General features: G+C 67.9%; 22 protein-coding genes. 14 read left to right on the top strand and 8 right to left on the bottom strand.

Translation table 11 applies throughout. From position 1 onward, the window contains the following. Window positions 1-2 precede the first annotated feature (2 nt). Window positions 3-1,313, bottom strand: coding sequence for a DNA polymerase IV (locus BOQ54_RS10740; protein ID WP_186437978.1), 1,311 nt, complete (start codon window positions 1,311-1,313; stop codon window positions 3-5). A gap of 92 nt (window positions 1,314-1,405) precedes the next feature. Further along, on the bottom strand, window positions 1,406-1,720 hold the full coding sequence (locus tag BOQ54_RS10735) for a DUF3572 domain-containing protein (protein WP_082464695.1): 315 nt from the start codon (window positions 1,718-1,720) through the stop codon (window positions 1,406-1,408). Window positions 1,721-1,825: 105 nt separating this feature from the next. Between BOQ54_RS10735 and BOQ54_RS10730 the strand changes: the two genes are divergently transcribed. Further along, window positions 1,826-2,197: a response regulator gene (locus tag BOQ54_RS10730; RefSeq protein ID WP_055458085.1), complete on the top strand. Its 372-nt coding sequence runs from the start codon at window positions 1,826-1,828 to the stop codon at window positions 2,195-2,197. Between the two features lie 18 nt (window positions 2,198-2,215). Next, on the top strand, window positions 2,216-3,601 hold the full coding sequence (locus BOQ54_RS10725; RefSeq protein WP_055458086.1) for a PleD family two-component system response regulator: 1,386 nt from the start codon (window positions 2,216-2,218) through the stop codon (window positions 3,599-3,601). A 376-nt stretch (window positions 3,602-3,977) separates the two neighbouring features. On the opposite strand, the gene rpmG is transcribed toward BOQ54_RS10725, so the two are convergent. Both rpmG and BOQ54_RS10715 read right to left on the bottom strand, forming a co-directional pair. Beyond that, window positions 3,978-4,145 (bottom strand): 50S ribosomal protein L33, encoded by a 168-nt coding sequence (rpmG, locus tag BOQ54_RS10720; RefSeq protein ID WP_055458087.1) that lies wholly within the window; start codon window positions 4,143-4,145, stop codon window positions 3,978-3,980. A 232-nt stretch (window positions 4,146-4,377) separates the two neighbouring features. Beyond that, window positions 4,378-4,734 (bottom strand): DUF1236 domain-containing protein, encoded by a 357-nt coding sequence (locus BOQ54_RS10715; protein ID WP_063185137.1) that lies wholly within the window; start codon window positions 4,732-4,734, stop codon window positions 4,378-4,380. Window positions 4,735-4,881: 147 nt separating this feature from the next. On the opposite strand from BOQ54_RS10715, the gene BOQ54_RS10710 reads away from it, so the two are divergent. The 4 genes from BOQ54_RS10710 (at window position 4,882) to dprA (ending at window position 9,212) form a co-directional block, all read left to right on the top strand. Continuing rightward, window positions 4,882-5,835 carry an aspartate carbamoyltransferase catalytic subunit gene (locus BOQ54_RS10710; protein ID WP_063185308.1) on the top strand — a complete coding sequence of 318 codons (954 nt, stop codon included), beginning with the start codon at window positions 4,882-4,884 and terminating at the stop codon, window positions 5,833-5,835. 13 nt (window positions 5,836-5,848) lie between these two features. After that, window positions 5,849-7,168 carry a dihydroorotase gene (locus BOQ54_RS10705; protein ID WP_071923886.1) on the top strand — a complete coding sequence of 440 codons (1,320 nt, stop codon included), beginning with the start codon at window positions 5,849-5,851 and terminating at the stop codon, window positions 7,166-7,168. An 85-nt stretch (window positions 7,169-7,253) separates the two neighbouring features. Then, on the top strand, window positions 7,254-7,868 hold the full coding sequence (gene plsY, locus BOQ54_RS10700) for a glycerol-3-phosphate 1-O-acyltransferase PlsY (RefSeq protein WP_063185132.1): 615 nt from the start codon (window positions 7,254-7,256) through the stop codon (window positions 7,866-7,868). Window positions 7,869-7,973: 105 nt separating this feature from the next. After that, a complete protein-coding gene (gene dprA, locus BOQ54_RS10695; RefSeq protein WP_071923885.1) occupies window positions 7,974-9,212 on the top strand; it encodes a DNA-processing protein DprA in 1,239 nt (412 codons plus the stop codon). Window positions 9,213-9,224: 12 nt separating this feature from the next. Here dprA and BOQ54_RS20375 read toward each other — a convergent pair whose 3' ends face one another. The 3 genes from BOQ54_RS20375 to BOQ54_RS10685 all read right to left on the bottom strand — a co-directional run bounded on the left by BOQ54_RS20375 (window position 9,225) and on the right by BOQ54_RS10685 (window position 10,664). Further along, complete coding sequence (locus BOQ54_RS20375; protein WP_276199654.1) at window positions 9,225-9,353, bottom strand: hypothetical protein; 129 nt, start codon at window positions 9,351-9,353, stop codon at window positions 9,225-9,227. Between the two features lie 307 nt (window positions 9,354-9,660). Continuing rightward, a complete protein-coding gene (gene ruvX / locus BOQ54_RS10690; protein WP_071923884.1) occupies window positions 9,661-10,164 on the bottom strand; it encodes a Holliday junction resolvase RuvX in 504 nt (167 codons plus the stop codon). A gap of 35 nt (window positions 10,165-10,199) precedes the next feature. After that, complete coding sequence (locus BOQ54_RS10685; protein WP_071923883.1) at window positions 10,200-10,664, bottom strand: DUF1772 domain-containing protein; 465 nt, start codon at window positions 10,662-10,664, stop codon at window positions 10,200-10,202. Between the two features lie 125 nt (window positions 10,665-10,789). Between BOQ54_RS10685 and BOQ54_RS10680 the strand changes: the two genes are divergently transcribed. The 5 genes from BOQ54_RS10680 to BOQ54_RS10660 all read left to right on the top strand — a co-directional run bounded on the left by BOQ54_RS10680 (window position 10,790) and on the right by BOQ54_RS10660 (window position 14,236). After that, window positions 10,790-11,488 (top strand): metal-dependent hydrolase, encoded by a 699-nt coding sequence (locus BOQ54_RS10680; RefSeq protein ID WP_071923882.1) that lies wholly within the window; start codon window positions 10,790-10,792, stop codon window positions 11,486-11,488. Between the two features lie 148 nt (window positions 11,489-11,636). Further along, on the top strand, window positions 11,637-11,999 hold the full coding sequence (locus BOQ54_RS10675) for a hypothetical protein (RefSeq protein ID WP_071923881.1): 363 nt from the start codon (window positions 11,637-11,639) through the stop codon (window positions 11,997-11,999). Between the two features lie 104 nt (window positions 12,000-12,103). Then, window positions 12,104-12,391: an Asp-tRNA(Asn)/Glu-tRNA(Gln) amidotransferase subunit GatC gene (gatC, locus tag BOQ54_RS10670; protein ID WP_055458096.1), complete on the top strand. Its 288-nt coding sequence runs from the start codon at window positions 12,104-12,106 to the stop codon at window positions 12,389-12,391. A gap of 61 nt (window positions 12,392-12,452) precedes the next feature. Next, window positions 12,453-13,934, top strand: coding sequence for an Asp-tRNA(Asn)/Glu-tRNA(Gln) amidotransferase subunit GatA (gene gatA, locus BOQ54_RS10665; RefSeq protein WP_071923880.1), 1,482 nt, complete (start codon window positions 12,453-12,455; stop codon window positions 13,932-13,934). A gap of 2 nt (window positions 13,935-13,936) precedes the next feature. After that, window positions 13,937-14,236, top strand: a complete 300-nt coding sequence (locus BOQ54_RS10660) for a chorismate mutase (protein WP_055458468.1) — start codon at window positions 13,937-13,939, stop codon at window positions 14,234-14,236. Window positions 14,237-14,275: 39 nt separating this feature from the next. On the opposite strand, the gene BOQ54_RS10655 is transcribed toward BOQ54_RS10660, so the two are convergent. Continuing rightward, window positions 14,276-14,533 (bottom strand): YjhX family toxin, encoded by a 258-nt coding sequence (locus BOQ54_RS10655; protein WP_055458098.1) that lies wholly within the window; start codon window positions 14,531-14,533, stop codon window positions 14,276-14,278. Between the two features lie 405 nt (window positions 14,534-14,938). On the opposite strand from BOQ54_RS10655, the gene gatB reads away from it, so the two are divergent. The 3 genes from gatB (at window position 14,939) to BOQ54_RS10640 (ending at window position 17,926) form a co-directional block, all read left to right on the top strand. Then, complete coding sequence (gene gatB / locus BOQ54_RS10650; RefSeq protein ID WP_055458099.1) at window positions 14,939-16,423, top strand: Asp-tRNA(Asn)/Glu-tRNA(Gln) amidotransferase subunit GatB; 1,485 nt, start codon at window positions 14,939-14,941, stop codon at window positions 16,421-16,423. After that, entirely contained in the window at window positions 16,420-17,394 is a 975-nt protein-coding gene (locus BOQ54_RS10645) for a GNAT family N-acetyltransferase (protein ID WP_071923879.1), read from the top strand. The genes gatB and BOQ54_RS10645 overlap by 4 nt, the downstream gene beginning before the upstream one ends. A 73-nt stretch (window positions 17,395-17,467) precedes the next feature. Continuing rightward, window positions 17,468-17,926 carry a GNAT family N-acetyltransferase gene (locus tag BOQ54_RS10640; RefSeq protein WP_055458101.1) on the top strand — a complete coding sequence of 153 codons (459 nt, stop codon included), beginning with the start codon at window positions 17,468-17,470 and terminating at the stop codon, window positions 17,924-17,926. Window positions 17,927-17,935 lie beyond the last annotated feature (9 nt).

Genomic DNA, 17,935 nt, shown 5'->3' with positions numbered 1-17,935 from the left:
CGTCAGCGCCGGCTGTCACCCCTCTTGTCCGCCGGCCTGCCGGTTTCGACGGCAAAGCCGATGCCGCGCACGACGGCAGTCCTGCCAAAGCGCTCGCGCAGACTGTCTACCGCCTTCTCCATCCGGGCGAGGCGCACCGATTCCGTGTCGGCGAGGTCGCCCACATCCGCCAGGGCGGAATCGCACAGGTCCGTCGTGCCGATGCCGATGAGGCGAAAGGCGGTGCCGTCGCACTCGCTCGTCAGCATGGGCGCCGCGATGTCGAAGAGCCGGCGGGCGAGCTGGGTCGGCGCGATGCCGGAGCGCGAGCGCGTCCTGGTGCGGAAGTCCGCGGTCTTGAGCTTCAGCGTCACGCTGCGCCCGGCGAAGCCGGCCTTCTTCAGCCTGAGCGACAGCTTCTCCGACAGGCGCCAGAGGATCGGCGCCAGCGTCTCCACATCCCTGATGTCGCGGTCGAAGGTCGTTTCGGCGGAGATGCTCTTGGTCTCGCGCACCGGGTCGACCTTGCGCGTGTCGATGCCGTGGGCGAGGCGGTGCAGCCTCAGGCCGTCCTTGCCGACGAGGGCGACGATCTCGCCCGCGTCCCGGGCCCGGACGTCGTCGATGGTCCTGAGGCCGGCGCGTGCCAGGCGCTCCTGTGTCGCCGCCCCGATGCCGTAGATGATGGAGACCGGCTTGCCGGCGAGGAAGGGCGCGACATCCGCCTCGCCGATGATGGAGAAGCCGCGCGGCTTGTCGAGGTCCGACGCGATCTTGGCGAGGAACTTGTTGACCGACAGGCCGACGGAGATGGTGATGCCGAGCTCGTCCTCCACGCGCCGGGCGAAACGCGCGAGCGTGACGGCCGGGCTCGCCTTGTGCAGGCGCTCGGTGCCGGTGAGGTCGAGGAAGGCCTCGTCGATCGACAACGGCTCGACGAGCGGCGTCATCTCCAGCATCAGGCGGCGCACCTCGCGCCCGACGCGGACGTATTTCTCCATGTCCGGCTTGACCACCACCGCATCGGGGCAGGCCTGCAGCGCCTTGAACATGGGCATCGCGGAGCGCACCCCGTAGGTGCGCGCGATATAGCAGGCGGTCGAGACGACGCCGCGCTTGCCGCCGCCGATGATGACCGGTTTGTCGCGCAGCTCCGGCGCATCGCGCTTCTCGATGGTGGCGTAGAAGGCGTCGCAGTCGACATGGGCGATGGAGAGCCGGTCACGCTCGGGATGGGCGATGACGCGCGGGCTGCCGCAAGCGGGGCAGCGCGGGCGCGGCGGCGCCGTCGCGCTCAGGCAGTCGCGGCAGAAGATGTTCGGCGCGTCGGCCATGATGCAAGCCCCGTGCCCGCCCGAATCCGGCGGGAGAGCATCATCCACCGGCCCTGCCCCGTCGGCAATCGGCAACAGGCTGCCACTGCCCTTCACTGCTCTCTGGCTGTGTCCGGATCGAGGGTGGCCCGGGCGCGTGCAACCTCCTCGGGAGCGAGGTTGTTGTTGGCCGCGAAGGCGAGCAGCAGCGATTCGTCGGCGAGCAGATGGTCAAGGACCGACAGGAGAAAGCGCGGTTCGGCCGCCGCGGCGCGGATGTTCTCCGGACCGAGCCCGGTGAGGGCGAGGAAGCGTCCCAGCCGCTCGGGATCGGCCGCCAAGAAGGAAAGGGCGGTGATGGCGCAGTTTTCCGCCTGCGCTGCGGACAATGACTTGTTCGGCCGCATTTCGTGGATCAGATTTGCCATTCATCAACGGGTGGGCTGCTATCTCTAGCATCGATCGCACAGGGAAGTGAGAGCCCGCCTGTCCTTCGCGGATGGAGCGGGCCCGCCGCGCAAGAGGCGTCGCATATGCCGAAGACCGTTCTCATCGTCGAAGACAACGACCTGAACATGAAGCTGTTCAGCGATCTCCTCGAGGCCCACGGCTATGCGACCCTCAAGACCGCCAGCGGCGTGGAGGCGATGGAAATCGCCCGCGCGAACCGGCCGGACCTCATTCTCATGGACATTCAGCTGCCTGAAGTCTCCGGTCTTGAGGTGACGAAATGGCTGAAGCAGGACGCGGAGCTGAAGGCAATCCCCGTCATTGCCGTCACTGCCTTCGCCATGAAGGGCGACGAGGAGCGCATCCGGGAGGGGGGCTGCGAGGCTTATCTCTCCAAGCCGATTTCGGTCGCAAAATTTCTGGAAACCGTCAGAAACTATCTCGACGCTGCCTGAGACGAGCCATATCGCGCCATGTCCGCCCGGATCCTCGTAGTTGACGATACGCCGACCAACGTGAAGCTGCTTGAAGCGCGGTTGACGGCAGAATATTTCGAGGTCCTCACCGCCTCGAGCGGGCCGCAGGCGCTCGCCCTCTGCGCCGAGGGCCTGTGCGATATCGTGCTGCTCGACGTCATGATGCCCGGCATGGACGGGCTTGAGGTCTGCCGCCGGCTCAAGCACGACCCGGCAACGGCCCATATCCCCGTCGTCATGGTGACGGCGCTCGATGAGCCGAGCGACCGTCTGAGCGGCCTTGAGGCCGGCGCCGACGACTTCCTCACGAAGCCGGTCGACGATCTCGCCCTCATCGCGCGCGTGCGTAGCCTCGTGCGCCTGAAGACCCTCACCGACGAATTGCGCAACCGGGTGCTGGCCTCGCGCGGGCTCGGCATCGTCGACGATCCGTTGGCGGGAGCCACGCTCGAGACCGGGCGCGATGCACAGGTCCTCGTCGTCGAGGACCGGCCGGAGACGGCGGTACGGATGGAGGCGGCGCTCGCCGTTGATCACGCCGTCTGTGTCGTCGCAACGCCGGCGGAGGCGCTCGCGCGGGTGGCGGAGGAGGATTTCGACGTCTTCATCGTCAGCCTCGGCCTGGCCGGGGCAGACGGGCTTCGCCTGTGCAGCAACCTGCGGGCGATGGAGCGTTCACGCAACGCGGTTGTCCTGATGGTGGCCGACGAGAGCCAGCGACCTGCTATCCTGCGCGGGCTCGACATTGGAGTGCACGACTATCTGCTGCGGCCGGTGGAGCACAGCGAACTCGTGGCGCGCGTGCGCACCCAGGTGCGCCGCAAGCGCTATGCCGACAGCCTGCGGGCCAGCGTGCAGGCTTCGCTCGCGCTGGCGGTGCTCGATCCGCTGACGGGTCTGTACAATCGCCGGTATCTCGACGGGAAGCTGCGCACCGCTTTCACCCAGGCGCGGGAGAGTGGCGACGACCTGTCGCTGCTGCTGCTCGACATCGACCGCTTCAAGCTGATCAACGACGGCTTCGGCCACGACGTCGGCGACGAGGTCCTGCGCGAATTCGCCCGGCGTGTGCAGACCCATACCCGCGGCATCGATACGGTCTGCCGCTTCGGAGGCGAGGAGATCGTCGTCATCGTGCCGGGAACGCCGCTCGAAGCTGCCGAGGCCGTCGCCGAGCGGGTCCGGATACGGGTCGAGGGAGAGCCCTTCATCGTGCAGCGCGGCAAGATCGCGCTCGACGTGACCGTCTCCATCGGTGTCGCCAGCCTTCTGCCCGGCGACGGCTCGATCCAGGCGCTCTTCAAGCGGGCCGACATGGCCCTCTACCGGGCGAAGGCCGCAGGCCGCAACCGCGTGGTGGCCGCTGCGGGAGAGGCAGCGTAGGACGCTCGCTCGGAGCGCTTAACCGTGCGCGCAGGTTTGCACCCGTTGAGCCAATTCCGCGATTGCATTCTGGCGCCGCGGATGTAGGTTGTCGGCATGCGAGGCCGCTGGCCCGCAGAAAGTTTCCCTACGGATGCTCAGGTCCGCCGCATCTCCTGGGTCCCGTGGGGTTCGGCCGGCACGGAAGCGGTTACGTGGCCTCCTCGAACCCGCTTCCGGCCGGCCACCTGATTGCTCCGGACTTGCATGCCGGTTTTGCGGTCGTGCCGGCCGGAATCAGAAAGGCGCCCGACGGGCGCCTTTTTATCAGGAGCAGACTTTCGTGGCGCCGCAGGCGGGGCGAGCCCTGCCGCCTCCGGCGCCGGCCTCGCCCGGTTCACTTGATCTTGTGTTCCTTGAACTCGACGTGCTTGCGCGCCACCGGGTCGTACTTCTTGATGGCGAACTTGTCGGTCATCGTGCGGGTATTCTTCTTCGTCACGTAGAAATAGCCCGTGTCGGCGGTCGAGACGAGCTTGATCTTGATCGTCGTAGCCTTGGCCATGGCGGCACCTCTTCAGGCGGGGCTGCTGTGGCAAGCCCGTCGCGAAAAACCAAAAGGGCCGGAGTCGCCCGGCCGTTCGGCTCGGGAGATGCAGCATTCCGCAGCGGAAGTCAAGGCTGCCGGCTGCCGCAAACGATGGGACCGGCGACAGGGGTCGCCGGTCCTCTCTCGCGTTGCGGCGTTCCTGGCGGGCAGCCGGGGCATCGGGTGTCATCCGACGCCGGCCGGCGTGTCAGTCGGCCGCTTCCAGGACGCGCACGACCCGACGGGTCGAGGGGTCGACCACGAGAATCTCGTTCTCAGTGGTCACGTACTCGTAGTCGCGCAGGCTGGGAGCCGTCTCAATAATCTCGGGTGAGAAGTCGTGGAGCACGACGTCCGGCGGCAATTCGGCACCAACGGTGATCTGACGCTCAAGAACGATCGGCGCCGGACGGCGCTCGATCACGTAGCGGCGAACGACTGTCTCCTGTTCCGGCGCGATCTCGATCGTCGGTCCTGTCGTCTCGATGACGGTCGTCTGCGCCATGGCTGCTGTCATGCCCGCAGCAAGGAGTGCGGACGCGAGCAGATAAGGTAGGCGTGTCATTCTTAACTCTCCTTTTCGCCCCGTGAACAAACGCCCCGGGCCGCGGCTGGTTCCCGGGCCGCTCGGGTGCGGGCGAGGCGCAGGATGAGGGTGTGGCGAGAGCGTGTTGCCGAATGGCCCGACTCCGCCTATAGCGGTGGCTTCAAGATGACAGCCACAGCCGCTCCCCGCCCGAGCTTTCCCCACCGGCATCTGCTGGGGATCGAGGGTCTTTCGCCGCTCGACATCACCGCCCTGCTCGACATGGCCGATGAGGCCGTGGAGGTGAGCCGGCAGGTCGAGAAGAAGCGCACCACCTTGCGCGGGCGCACGCAGATCAACCTCTTCTTCGAGCCCTCGACGCGCACGCAGTCGTCCTTCGAGCTCGCGGGCAAGCGCCTCGGCGCCGACGTGATGAACATGTCGGTCTCCTCCTCCTCGGTGAAGAAGGGCGAGACGCTGATCGACACGGCCGCGACGCTGAATGCCATGCGGCCGGACATCATCGTCGTGCGCCACCATGCCGCCGGGGCGGTGCATCTCCTCGCGCGCAAGGTCGACTGCGCCGTCATCAATGCCGGCGACGGCGCCCATGAACATCCGACGCAGGCGCTGCTCGACGCGCTTACCATCCGTCGCAACAAGGGGCGGATCGAGGGGCTGATCGTCGCCATCTGCGGGGACGTGCTGCATTCGCGCGTGGCGCGCTCCAACATCATCCTGCTGCAGGCGCTCGGCGCGCGCGTGCGCTGCGCCGGGCCCTCGACGCTGCTGCCGTCCGGGCTCGAACGCTTCGGCGTCGAGGTCTTCACGGACATGCGCAAGGGGCTGGCGGATGCCGACATCGTGATGATGCTGCGCCTGCAGCGGGAGCGCATGAACGGCTCCTTCGTGCCGTCGGTAAAGGAATATTTCCGCTTCTTCGGCCTCGACCGCGAGAAGCTCGCCTATGCGAAGCCCGACGCCCTTGTCATGCATCCGGGGCCCATGAACCGGGGCGTCGAAATCGATTCGGAGGTAGCCGACGGCGCCCAGTCGCTCATCCGCGAGCAGGTGGAGATGGGGGTCGCAGTGCGCATGGCGACGCTCGAGGCGCTGGCGCGCAACCTTCCGAACGGATGAGGGGGCAGGACCGATGAAGACCCCCACGACACAAGCGCGGGCCCTCGTTTTCACCAATGCCCGCCTCGTCGATCCCGCGAGCGGGCGCGAGGCGGCAGGGGCGCTTCTCGTCGAGAACGGCGTCATCGCGGACGTCGCCTGGGACGAGCCCGGCCGCGCCGGCCCGGCGGAGGCCGAGGTAGTCGACTGCGGCGGGCGTGTGCTGGCGCCGGGCCTCGTCGACATGCGCGCCTTCGTCGGCGAGCCGGGGGCCGAGCACCGCGAGACGCTGAAGACGGCGAGCGAGGCTGCGGCGGCCGGCGGCGTCACCACTGTCGTCTGCATGCCCGATACGGACCCCGTGGTCGACGAGCCGTCGATCGTCGATTTCCTGCTGCGCCGCGCGCGCGACACGGCCGTCGTCAACATTCACCCCGCGGCCGCCCTGACGAAGGGCCTCGAAGGGCGGGAGATGACCGAGTTCGGCCTCCTCATGGAGGCGGGAGCCGTGGCCTTCACGGACGGGGCGCGCTCCGTCACCAATGCCCAGGTGATGCGCCGGGCGCTCACCTATGCGCGGGATTTCGGCGCGCTCATCCTGCACCACACGGAGGATCCCGACCTCGTCGGTAGCGGCGTCATGAACGAGGGCGAACTCGCGAGCCGCCTGGGCTTGCCGGGCGTGCCGCGCGAGGCCGAGATCATCATGCTGGAGCGGGACCTGAGGCTCGTGCAGCTGACAGGCGCGCGCTATCACGCCGCCATGGTGTCCTGCGCCACCTCCATCGCGCTCATCGAGCGGGCGAAGGCCGATGGCCTGCCCGTCACCTGCGGCGTGTCGATCAACAATCTCACCCTCAACGAGAGCGACATTGGCGACTACCGCACCTTCCTCAAGCTCTCGCCGCCGCTGCGCTCGGAGGAGGACAGGCTCGCCGTGGTCGACGCGCTGGCACGCGGCGTCATCGACGTCGTCGTCTCCGACCACAACCCGCAGGACGTGGAGACGAAGCGGCTACCCTTCGCCGAGGCGGCGGACGGGGCGATCGGCCTCGAGACCATGCTGTCGGCGGGGCTGAGGCTCGTCCATGCCGGCCATATCGGCCTTGCCCGCCTGCTCGCGGCCATGGCGAGCCAGCCAGCCGCGCTGCTCGGCCTGCCGGCCGGGCACCTGGCGGCAGGGGCGCCGGCCGATCTCATCCTCATCGACCCCGACGAGCCCTATGTGCTCGACAAGGCGGCCCTGCACTCGCGCTCCAAGAACTCGCCCTTCGACGAGGCGAGGCTCGAGGGGCGCGTGCTGCAGACCTTCGTCGCCGGTCGCAAGGTCCACGACGCATCGCCCGCTTCCTGATGTCCGCGGCAGGGCTTGCGGCCTTTTCGCGCTGCCCGCCCGCGTGCAACATCGGAATCGACGGAACCACAACCGAGGCTGCCCCATGCCCGAAGCGATGAACTGGTCGCTCGCCTGGCCCTATTTTCTCGCTGCGCTCGTCTTCGGCTACCTGCTGGGATCGATCCCGTTCGGTATCCTGCTCACGCGCCTGACCGGCGCCGGTGACCTGCGCAGCATCGGCTCGGGCAATATCGGCGCGACCAACGTGCTGCGCACGGGGCGCAAGGGCCTTGCGGCGGCGACGCTCCTCGGCGACATGCTCAAGGGCACCGCCGCCGTGGTAGTGGCCGCGCAATGGGGGCCTAACACGGCGCTCCTCGCCGCGCTCGGCGCCTTCCTCGGCCATCTCTATCCCGTCTGGCTGCGTTTTCGCGGCGGCAAGGGGGTCGCCACCTTTCTCGGCTGCGCGCTCGGCCTCAAGCCGCTCGTGGCGCTCGTCTTCGCACTCGTGTGGCTGGCGAGCGCCTTTTTGACCCGCTATTCCTCGCTGTCCGCGCTGCTGGCGAGCCTCGCGACCGTCGCGGCCTTCTTCCTGCTCGGCGAGCGGCAGATGGGCGAACTCGCGGTCGTCCTCGTGCTGCTGCTGTGGTGGGCGCACCGGGGCAACATCGTGCGGCTGGTCAAGGGCACCGAGGGCAAGATCGGTCAGAAGGGCTGAAGGCTGCATCGCCCCGGGCGCTGCAACCTTGGCTTGCGTCCGGCGCAGCCGCCGGGCAGTCTCACTCCGTTCAGCGGCGCCGCGTGCCGGCGTGGCCTCAAGGAGATGGGCATGAGCGGATTTCGCCTCGACGACGAGCAGCGCCTCGACTGGCTGCAGCTGCTGCGCAGCGAGGGCATCGGGCCGCGCACCTTCCGCACGCTCATCGGCCGCTATGGCACTGCCGCCGCCGTTCTTCAGGCCCTGCCGGAGCTCGGCCGCCGCCGCGGTCGTCCCATCCGCATGGCGTCGCGCGCCGAAGCCGAGCGGGAGATGGCGCAGGCGCAGCGGTTGGGCGTGCGTTTCGTGGCGCCGTCCGAGCCGGATTATCCGCTGACGCTGAGGGCCATCGACACGGCGCCGCCGCTCATCGGCCTGCGCGGCAACGCTGCCCTGTTCGCGCGGCCGATGGTCTCCATCGTCGGCTCGCGCAATGCCTCCGCGGCCGGCCTCAAGTTCACCCAGCGCCTTGCGCGCGAACTGGGGGAGGCGGGGTTCGTCGTGGTGTCGGGGCTTGCCCGCGGCATCGACACGAGCGCCCACAACGCGAGCCTCGCCACCGGGACGGTCGCCGTCCTCGCCGGTGGGCATGACCGGCTCTACCCGGCCGAGAACGCATCACTGCTCGACGAGATCGTCGCGCGCGGCGTCGTCGTGTCGGAAATGCCGATGGGGTGGGAGCCGCGCGGGCGGGATTTTCCGCGCCGCAACCGGATCGTTTCGGGCCTGTCGCTCGGCGTCGTCGTGGTCGAGGCGGCGCGGCGCTCCGGCTCGCTCATCACCGCCCGGTTCGCGCTGGAGCAGGGGCGGGAGGTGTTCGCCGTCCCCGGCTCGCCGCTCGACCTGCGAGCCGAGGGTACCAATGATCTCATCCGCGAGGGGGCGACGCTCTGCGCGAGCGCTGAGGACGTTGTGCGGGGGCTTGCGCCGCTCGTCGCGAAGCCACCCTCGGGCGACCTAGGGCTGATGGACGCGACTCGCGAGCGGGCGGATCAGGATCCGCTGTGGGACGAACTGGACCTCGACGCGCTGGATGGCGAACCTCTCCGTCCGGAGGGGGAGATAGTCTTGGACATGACCGCGGATCGGCCGGCCGGCAACTATGCCGCGTCGTTCAATGGCGGCGAGACGGCGAGGGACGACATGGGGCGCGTCGTCGGGCTCCTGGGCGCCACGCCCGTCTCGGTCGACGACCTCGTGCGGGCATCCGGGCTGTCGATCCGCTCGGTCCAGCTCGTGCTGTTCGAGCTCGAGCTTGCCGGCAAGCTCGTGCGCCACGGCGGCAACGCCGTATCGCTCGCCTGAAGGCGATACCAGTCAGTCGACAGCTTCCAGCCGGCTCAGCGCGCCGAGTGCCTCGATCCGGGCCATTTCGAGAAAATAGCCCAGGGTGTCGAGCCGTGCCGCGCGCGACATCATCGCCAGTTCGCCACTGAGTTGTGCCACGTAGCTTAGAAGCTCCTGACGGTCATCCCGGAGCGGCTGGGCGGCGGGCCGAGACGCGCGACTTACAGTGCCAGACCGTTCCGGCTGGCGCCGGCCGCCGGTGTGGACGATGGAAAGTTCGGACCTGTTGCGTTTGATATCGCTTGTCATATGCACGATCTGCAACCGACGTTAGTATGAATTGATTATATGCAACCAGTGAATGCATCCTTACCACAGCTGATATACGAAGGCGATGGGTAAAACGCTGCGCATGCTCGCCTTTCACGCAGCGGCCGGGGCAGCCGCTGCAGCGCGCGAGGGTCGTTCAGGCGTCGCCGTCGCGTTCCGTCATGGCCGTGCGGCGCGCCATCGCCAACCGATCGAGCGCGCCCTGCAGGATGTAGCTCGCCGCCATCTTGTCGACGAGATCGGAGCGACGGGCGCGTGAGGCATCGGCCTCGAGCAAGGTGCGGGTGACGGCGGCGGTCGTCAGGCGCTCGTCCCACAGGGCGACGGGCAGGGGAAGATGTGCCGCGAGGTTGCGGACGAAGGCGCGCGTCGCCTGGGCGCGCGGTCCTTCCGATCCGTCCATGTTGAGCGGCAGGCCGATGACGAATCCGCCGACGCCGTGCCTGGTGGCGAGTTCCACGAGCCGCTTCACGTCCGTGGAGAACTTGGTGCGCTTGATCGTCTCGAGGGGCGAGGCGATGCTGCGGCCGACGTCGGACAGCGCGAGGCCGATCGTCCGGATGCCGAGGTCGACGCCGATAAGGCGCTGCCCGCGCGGGAGGGCGTCGAGGTCGGCCAGGGGAACGATCAGGGTGCTCATCGCCGGTCTGGTAGCATGGCAGGGACACGGGGTCATCAGGCCCGCGAGCGCCGCAGGACGGCGAGGATGAGCGCAGCCATGGCGAGCACCTGGAGGAACGCGCCGGCAGCGTGGGAGAATTCCCACTGGCGGCGCAGGATTTCCCAGTTCTCTGGCACGAATGTCCAGTTCCGCGTCGCTGCATTGGCCGGATAGGTCCAGGTCCAGAAGACGGCCTGAGCGCCGATGACAGAGGCGATCGCGACCAGCACGGGCCACAGGACACGCGGCTCGCGGCGCGCCATGACGGCGAGGGCCGCCATGGAGAGCAGTTCGACGAGGATCAGGAAGCCCAGGAGGCTCCAGCCCCTGTAAGCCTGCTGCACGACGAAATAGTCCGCGGCCGGCAGACCGATCTTGTTGGGCAGCTCGAGGAGATGCGCCATGGCGGGGCCGAGGGCGAGCGCCGTCGCTAGCATCGCAACGAAGAAGACGACATCATGAGCTGTTGGATATCGCATTGGATTCTCCCGTCCGGCGGCCGGCAGTCCTTCCACAACAGGAGGCAGATGCGCATGTTCCGCCAGGAGGTGCCGAGAATGCGCCACGGGATGGGAAAAGCAACTGAAGGACAACGGAGCAGACGATGAAGATCACCTGGTACGGGCATTCGGCCTTCCGCCTCGACTTCGGCGGCAGGGGCGTGCTCATCGATCCCTTCTTCACGGGCAACCCGGCCTTCACCGGCAACGTCGACGAGATCGTCGCGGGCGTGTCGCACATCCTGCTCACCCACGGGCACGGTGATCATGTGGGTGACACGCTCGCCATCGCCGAGCGCACGGGCGCGACGGTCGTCACGAACTATGACCTGTGCATGTGGCTTGCCTCGCAGGGACTCGAGAAGTTCGATCCGATGAACACAGGCGGCACCACCCACCAGCCGGGATTTTCCGTCACCCTCGTGCGCGCCGACCATTCGTCAGGCATGGGCGAGGCGGGCGTCAACGTTCCGCTTGGCAACCCCAACGGCCTCATCGTTAAGCCGGAGGGCGGGCCGGTCGTCTATCACATGGGCGACACGGACATCTTCGGTGACATGCAACTCATCGCCGAGATCCACGCGCCGAAGATCGCCATGGTGCCGATCGGCGACCGTTTCACCATGTCGCCCACGACCGCCGCGCTCGCCGTGCGCCGCTTCTTCAAGCTCGATGCCGTCATTCCCTGCCACTACGGCTCCTTCCCCATCATCGAGCAGACGGCGGACAAGTTCGTCGCGGCGATGCAGGGGCATGCGACGCGCGTTATCGTCCCCCAGCGCAACGTGGCCTTCGCAGTGTAGGGGCTCGGGTTCGCCTTGATGCGGCAGTCGCGTGACGAACGGCATTCGGCTATGGTGGCAAAGCGGTTCGCGGTGCCCGTCAAGGTCGGGTGCCGCCGCGCCGCAGGCGATGAAGAGGCGGTCGCAAGCGATGCCCGATGATCGTGCGATGAGCGGTTTTGAGCCGATTCCGGCAGAGGCGGTGGTGCGTCTGCCGCGCAGCCTGCTGCAACCGATGGCGTCAGTGCCTGTGTCCCAAATGCCCGTCGCCGATCCGGCACCTGCCGTTGTCGTCCCACCCGGCGAGCGAGACACACCGCACGCCATTGCGGCCGGGACGCTTAGCGACAAGGACCGGCGGGACGACAACGTCACCCATCTCGAACCGCGCCGGCGGCCGCCTTATTTCGGCCGGCGCGACTGGACGAGTCTCGCCATCGGCGCCATCGCGGTCCTTGGCGTCGGCGCGCTGGTGGCTCGGCTCCATGCCTCCGGCTGGTCGGGCTTCGCGGAGATGTTCGCGAGGCCCTGAGCCCGCCGGGCAGCGGGTTGCCGGGGCGAAGGGCAGGGTGCTATAGCCCGGCGCAATGGCGGTGTTCCGCACCGTCCTCCCGCAATCCATTCAGGTCCGGTCCCATGTCCGTCGACGAGAAGACCGTGCGCCGCATCGCGCACCTTGCACGCATCGCCGTCACCGACGCGGAGGTGCCTCATCTGCAGGGCGAACTCAACGCCATCCTCGCTTTCGTCGAGCAACTCGGCGAGGTCGATGTCGAGGGTGTCGAGCCGATGACATCGGTGACGCCGATGGTCATGAAGAAGCGGGCCGATGCCGTGACCGACGGCGGCTATCCGGAGAAGATCGTGGCCAATGCGCCCATGAGTGAAGACAACTTCTTCATGGTGCCGAAGGTGGTCGAATAGGCCGCAGCCGAATGTTGAGCGGGTGGCCGCCGCGTGGCCACGACGACGAGAGAGCGATAACGTGACCGATCTCACCGATCTTTCCCTCGCCGAGGCGCGCGAGGGGCTTAAGGGCAGGCGCTTTTCCGCCACCGAGCTGACCCGGGCGCATCTTGCCGCCATGGAGAAGGCCGAGGCGCTCAACGCCTATGTGCTGGCAACGCCGGACAAGGCGCTCGCCATGGCGGCCGAGAGCGACCGGCGCATCGCGGCCGGCGAGGCAGGGCCGCTCGAGGGCATTCCGCTCGGCGTCAAGGATCTGTTCGCCACCGAGGGCGTGCGCACGACAGCCTGCAGCGCGATCCTCGACAACTTCCACCCACCGTACGAATCGACGGTGACGCACCAGCTCTGGCGCGACGGCGCGGTGATGCTCGGCAAGCTCAACAACGACGAGTTCGCCATGGGCTCGTCGAACGAGACATCGGCCTTCGGCCCGGTGGTGAACCCATGGCGCCGCAAGGGATCGAACGTGAAGCTCGTGCCCGGCGGCTCCTCCGGCGGCTCGGCGGCGGCCGTTGCGGCGCGCCTGTGCCTCGGTGCCACGGCAACCGATACGGGTGGCTCCATCCGCCAGCCGGCGGCCTTCACCGGCACCGTCGGTATCAAGCCGACCTACGGCCGCTGCTCGCGCTGGGGCATCGTTGCCTTCGCCTCGTCGCTCGACCAGGCGGGCCCGATCGCCAAGACGGTGCGCGACAGCGCCATTCTGCTGCGCTCCATGGCCGGCCACGACCCGAAGGATACGACCTCCGCCGACCTGCCGGTGCCGGATTTTGAGGCGGCGGTGACGCGCGGCGTCAAGGGCCTCAGGATCGGCATCCCAAAGGAGTATCGCCTCGACGGGATGCCGGCCGAGATCGAGGCGCTGTGGCAGAAGGGCGCCGAGTGGCTGAAGGCGGCCGGCGCGGAGATCGTCGAGGTGTCGCTGCCGCACACCAAATATGCGCTGCCGGCCTATTACATCGTGGCGCCGGCGGAGGCCTCGTCGAACCTAGCCCGCTACGACGGCGTGCGCTACGGCCTGCGCGTGCCGGGCAAGGATATCGTCGAGATGTACGAGAAGACCCGCGCCGCCGGCTTCGGCCGCGAGGTCAAGCGCCGCATCATGATCGGCACCTACGTGCTCTCGGCCGGCTATTACGACGCCTATTACCTGCGCGCCCAGAAGGTGCGCACGCTGATCAAGCGCGACTTCGAGCAGGCCTATGCCAGCGGCGTTGACGCCATCCTCGCGCCGGCAACACCCTCATCGGCCTTCGGCCTCGGTGAGAAGGTGGATGCTTCGCCCGTGGAGATGTATCTCAACGACGTCTTCACCGTGACGGTGAACATGGCCGGCCTGCCGGGCATCGCCGTGCCGGCGGGGCTGGACGCGCAGGGCTTGCCACTCGGGCTGCAACTGATCGGCCGGCCCTTCGACGAGGAGACGCTCTTCGCCGCCGGCCAGGTGATCGAGGATGCGGCCGGCCGCATGGCGCTGCCGGAGGCGTGGTGGGCGTGAGCATGGCTGCGGACGAGGCACGGGCCGCAACGGCGCTTGCCCCGCTCAGGGCCGAGATCGATGCCATCGACGCCGATCTCGTGGCGCTCATCGCCAAGCGCATGGCAGTCGTCGAGCGCGTCATCGCCGTCAAGCGCGCCGCGGGCATCCCGGCGCTGCTCAACGACCGGGTGGAGGAGGTGGCTGCCCACGTGCGCCACAGGGCCGCAGCGCTCGGCGCCCCGCCGGACCTCGCCGAGACCGTTTGGCGCGCGATGATGGACTGGATCATCACCTACGAAGACGAGAAGCTCGGACAATGAGGCTGCCCCAGGACCGCCGTGATCCGTCCCGGGGCTTCTTCATCTGTTGTCGGGGCGGCTGCGCACAGCCGTAAGGCCGAGCCGCGTGATGCGGTAGGGACCGCCGCCGGCCGACGCGATGAGGCGCCGCCGTCGCAGGCTCTTGAACATGTCGAGCGTGCAGGCGCTCATCAGCCAGCCCTCGCGGGTGAGACATTCGATCTCGACGAGCCGCCCGTCGTCGTCCTTGTAATGGCGGATCTGGCCGCCCTGTGCGAGCGTATGCAGCACGCGCTGCTCGGTGCGTGAGACGTTCACTGGAAAACTCTGGCGTGATGCCGGCGCCCCTTCGGGCTAATGCTCCCCGTCGTCATGGCCGGGCTTGTCCCGGCCATCCACGTCTTTGATGTTGCGAGAACTTTTCAAGGCGTGGATGCCCGCGACAAGCACGGGGCATGAGGGGCAGATGAGGGCCGTCGGCAGGACAGCAGGGAACCGGACGCACGTCGGCATCCGGTCGGTTGACCGGTCGCCCGCTCTCGTGGAGCGGGCCTCAGCGGGTCTCGGCGTTCCTGCGCATACACTCTCCAGTGACGGCCGGTTCTTAGCCGCCGGGAGGCGTCGGGTCAACGATGCAGGCGTTTGGCGCGGCTTCGGCACTTGACGTGGCGGCTGCGGCGGGCCAAGCGAAGGGCGAGAAGTCAGGACGAGGTTTACGACGCGATGAACGCGCACGCGCGACCGGCAGATGCGAAGAAGCTGATCAAGGGCGCCACCGGCGACTGGGAGGTCATCATCGGCATGGAGATCCATGCGCAGGTGTCATCGCAGTCTAAGCTCTTCTCCGGCGCCTCGACCGCGTTCGGCGGTGAGCCCAACGATCACGTCTCGCTCGTCGATGCGGCGATGCCCGGCATGCTGCCGGTCATCAACGAGGAATGCGTCAAGCAGGCGATCCGCACCGGCCTCGGCCTGAAGGCGCGGATCAACCTGACATCTGTCTTCGACCGCAAGAACTACTTCTATCCCGACCTGCCGCAGGGCTATCAGATCAGCCAGTACAAGAGCCCCATCGTGGGCGAGGGCGAGGTCTTGGTGGATATGCCCGACGGCGAGCAGATCAGCGTCGGCATCGAGCGCCTTCATCTCGAGCAGGATGCCGGCAAGTCGCTGCACGATCAGCATCCGAGCATGAGCTTCGTCGATCTCAACCGCTCGGGGGTGGCGCTGATGGAGATCGTGTCGAAGCCCGACCTGCGCTCGTCCGAGGAAGCCAAGGCCTATGTGACGAAGCTCAGGACCATCCTGCGCTATCTGGGCACTTGCGACGGCGACATGGAGAAGGGCTCGCTCCGGGCGGATGTCAACGTCTCCGTGCGCCGGCCGGGCGAGCCCTTCGGCACGCGCTGCGAGATCAAGAACGTCAATTCCATCCGCTTCATCGGCCAGGCCATCGAATATGAGGCGCGCCGCCAGATCGCCATCCTCGAGGATGGCGGCGTCATCGACCAGGAGACGCGCCTTTTCGACGCGAACAAGGGCGAGACGCGGTCCATGCGCTCGAAGGAGGAGGCGCACGACTACCGCTATTTCCCCGATCCGGACCTGCTGCCGCTCTCCTTCGACCAGCCCTACGTGGATGATCTCGCGCAGCACCTGCCTGAACTACCCGACGAGAAGAAGGCCCGCTTCATCAAGGACTACGGCCTGTCGGCCTATGATGCGGGCGTGCTCGTGGCCGAGCGGGAGACGGCCGATTTCTTCGAGGCGGTGGCCAGGGGGCGCGACGGCAAGACGGCCGCCAACTGGGTGATCAACGAGCTCTTCGGCCGCCTCAACAAGGAGGGGCTCGACGTGGCGCGCTCGCCGGTCTCGGCCGAGCAGCTCGGCGCCATCGTGGAGCTCATCGGCGAGGGCGTCATCTCCGGCAAGATCGCCAAGGACCTCTTCGAGATCGTCTGGAGCGAGGGTGGCGACCCGCGTAAGATCGTCGAGGAGCGCGGCCTGAAGCAGGTGACCGATACCGGCGCCATCGAGGCGGCGATCGACGCCGTGATCGCCGCCAATCCGGACAAGGTGGAGCAGGTCAAGGCCAAGCCCACCATGCTCGGCTGGTTCGTCGGCCAGGTGATGCGCGCAACCGGCGGCAAGGCCAACCCGCAGGCGGTGAACGACATCCTCAAGGCCAAGCTCGGGATTGCGGAGTGATCCTCGTCCGTCCTGCCAGCCGCGGCGACATCGCGGCCGTCAGCGCGCTCCTGGCGCGGACGTGGCACGACACCTACGACGCGATCCTCGGCGCGGACAGCGTCGCGGCCATCACCCGCGAGTGGCATGCGCCAGACCGGCTGGCGGACGAGATCGGCCGGCCCGGCCACGCCTTCTTTGTCGCCGAGACGGCCGGGGCGCTCGCCGGCACGGCGAGCGTCACGGATCGCGGCGACGGGATCGTCTCGATCGACCGGCTCTACGTCGCCCCGGAAGCGCAGGGCCAGGGCATCGGGCGGGCGCTCTTCAGCGCCGCCGTGCGGGCCTTCCCCAAAGCTTCCGTCATTCGGCTGGAGGTTGAGAAGAAGAACGCAAGGGCTTGCCGGTTCTATGAAAAGCGGGGCCTGTCCGCGATAGGTCATCCCGCCGACTGCGGCGGCTGCGGCAACGCCATCGTCTATGAGGGCCGCGGCGTCGCCGCATTGCGTGGCGGGCTCGTGCTGCGGCCGGTGCGCGACGGGGATGCGCAGGACCTTTTCGGGCTGCTCTCCCTGTGCTTCGCCGAATATCCGGGCTGTTTCGTCGATCCGCACGGGGACCTGCCGGATCTCGTCCATCCGGCCCGCAGCTTCGCCGACAAGGGCGGCGCCTACTGGGTGGTCGAAGACCCAGCCGGGCGTGTCGGCGCCTGCGTGGGCGTCGATTTCCCGGCCGCCGGAACCGCCGAGCTGCACCGGCTCTACGTGCGGCCCGATTTGCGCGGCAGTGGCCTCGGCCGCCGGCTCGTGGACCATGTCGAGGCCCATGCGGCCGCGCTCGGCGCTCAGCGGATGATGCTATGGTCCGACACGCGCTTCACCACTGCACATCGGCTCTACGAGCGGCTCGGCTACCGGCGGGCCGGCGAGATCCGTGCGCTGGGCGACATCTCCAACAGCAGCGAATTTTTCTTCGAGAAACCCCTTGTCTGAGACGGATCCCGTCCCTTTCTTCCCCGTCGAGCGGGAAGGACGGCCCCGCTCGCGTCAATGCGGAGACGCAATCGTGTCTGAGATCCTGATTCGCCGGGCTTCGGAGGCCGACCTCGAGGCGATCGTGGGCTTGCACGCGGCCGACGAACTCGGCGGCCATGGGGACCAGTGGACGGCGGCGACGCAACCGGCCTATCGCGAGGCGCTGCGTCGCATCGCCGACAGCCCGGACAACGAGCTCTACGTCACCGTGAGCGATGCCGAGGTCATCGGCTCCTTCCAGCTGACCTTCGTGCCGGCGATCACCAACCGCGGCACCTTGCGTTGTGTGCTCGAGGCCGTGCAGGTCAGGGGTGACCAGCGCTCGCGTGGCGTCGGCGCCATGATGGTCGCCTTCGCCGAGGGCCGCGCGCGGGCGCGCGGCGCCGGCATCGTGCAGCTCACCTCCAACAAGCGGCGGCTCGACGCCCACCGCTTTTACGAGCGGCTCGGCTACAAGCGAAGCCACGAGGGTTTCAAGAAGATCCTATAGGCGCGCCGC

It is taken from the genome of Chelatococcus daeguensis (assembly GCF_001887265.1).
GTDB classification, from domain to species: Bacteria; Pseudomonadota; Alphaproteobacteria; order Rhizobiales; family Beijerinckiaceae; genus Chelatococcus_A; species Chelatococcus_A sambhunathii.
The sequence above is the reverse complement of the archived record's forward strand: the minus strand, read 5'-3'. Positions and strand labels throughout refer to the sequence as shown.

What these genes read in the sequence shown, in the direction of transcription:
- BOQ54_RS10730 (WP_055458085.1), top strand. Translation starts at nt 1,826, where the DNA reads ATGCCGAAGACCGTTCTCATCGTCGAAGACAACGACCTGAACATGAAG.
- BOQ54_RS10710 (WP_063185308.1), top strand. Translation starts at nt 4,882, where the DNA reads ATGACAGCCACAGCCGCTCCCCGCCCGAGCTTTCCCCACCGGCATCTG.
- BOQ54_RS10685 (WP_071923883.1), bottom strand. Translation starts at nt 10,664, where the DNA reads ATGCGATATCCAACAGCTCATGATGTCGTCTTCTTCGTTGCGATGCTA.
- BOQ54_RS10660 (WP_055458468.1), top strand. Translation starts at nt 13,937, where the DNA reads ATGGCTGCGGACGAGGCACGGGCCGCAACGGCGCTTGCCCCGCTCAGG.
- BOQ54_RS10680 (WP_071923882.1), top strand. Translation starts at nt 10,790, where the DNA reads ATGAAGATCACCTGGTACGGGCATTCGGCCTTCCGCCTCGACTTCGGC.
- plsY (WP_063185132.1), top strand. Translation starts at nt 7,254, where the DNA reads ATGCCCGAAGCGATGAACTGGTCGCTCGCCTGGCCCTATTTTCTCGCT.
- BOQ54_RS10675 (WP_071923881.1), top strand. Translation starts at nt 11,637, where the DNA reads ATGAGCGGTTTTGAGCCGATTCCGGCAGAGGCGGTGGTGCGTCTGCCG.
- dprA (WP_071923885.1), top strand. Translation starts at nt 7,974, where the DNA reads ATGGGCATGAGCGGATTTCGCCTCGACGACGAGCAGCGCCTCGACTGG.
- rpmG (WP_055458087.1), bottom strand. Translation starts at nt 4,145, where the DNA reads ATGGCCAAGGCTACGACGATCAAGATCAAGCTCGTCTCGACCGCCGAC.
- gatB (WP_055458099.1), top strand. Translation starts at nt 14,939, where the DNA reads ATGAACGCGCACGCGCGACCGGCAGATGCGAAGAAGCTGATCAAGGGC.
- BOQ54_RS10735 (WP_082464695.1), bottom strand. Translation starts at nt 1,720, where the DNA reads ATGGCAAATCTGATCCACGAAATGCGGCCGAACAAGTCATTGTCCGCA.
- ruvX (WP_071923884.1), bottom strand. Translation starts at nt 10,164, where the DNA reads ATGAGCACCCTGATCGTTCCCCTGGCCGACCTCGACGCCCTCCCGCGC.
- BOQ54_RS10725 (WP_055458086.1), top strand. Translation starts at nt 2,216, where the DNA reads ATGTCCGCCCGGATCCTCGTAGTTGACGATACGCCGACCAACGTGAAG.
- BOQ54_RS10715 (WP_063185137.1), bottom strand. Translation starts at nt 4,734, where the DNA reads ATGACACGCCTACCTTATCTGCTCGCGTCCGCACTCCTTGCTGCGGGC.
- BOQ54_RS10705 (WP_071923886.1), top strand. Translation starts at nt 5,849, where the DNA reads ATGAAGACCCCCACGACACAAGCGCGGGCCCTCGTTTTCACCAATGCC.
- gatC (WP_055458096.1), top strand. Translation starts at nt 12,104, where the DNA reads ATGTCCGTCGACGAGAAGACCGTGCGCCGCATCGCGCACCTTGCACGC.
- BOQ54_RS10740 (WP_186437978.1), bottom strand. Translation starts at nt 1,313, where the DNA reads ATGGCCGACGCGCCGAACATCTTCTGCCGCGACTGCCTGAGCGCGACG.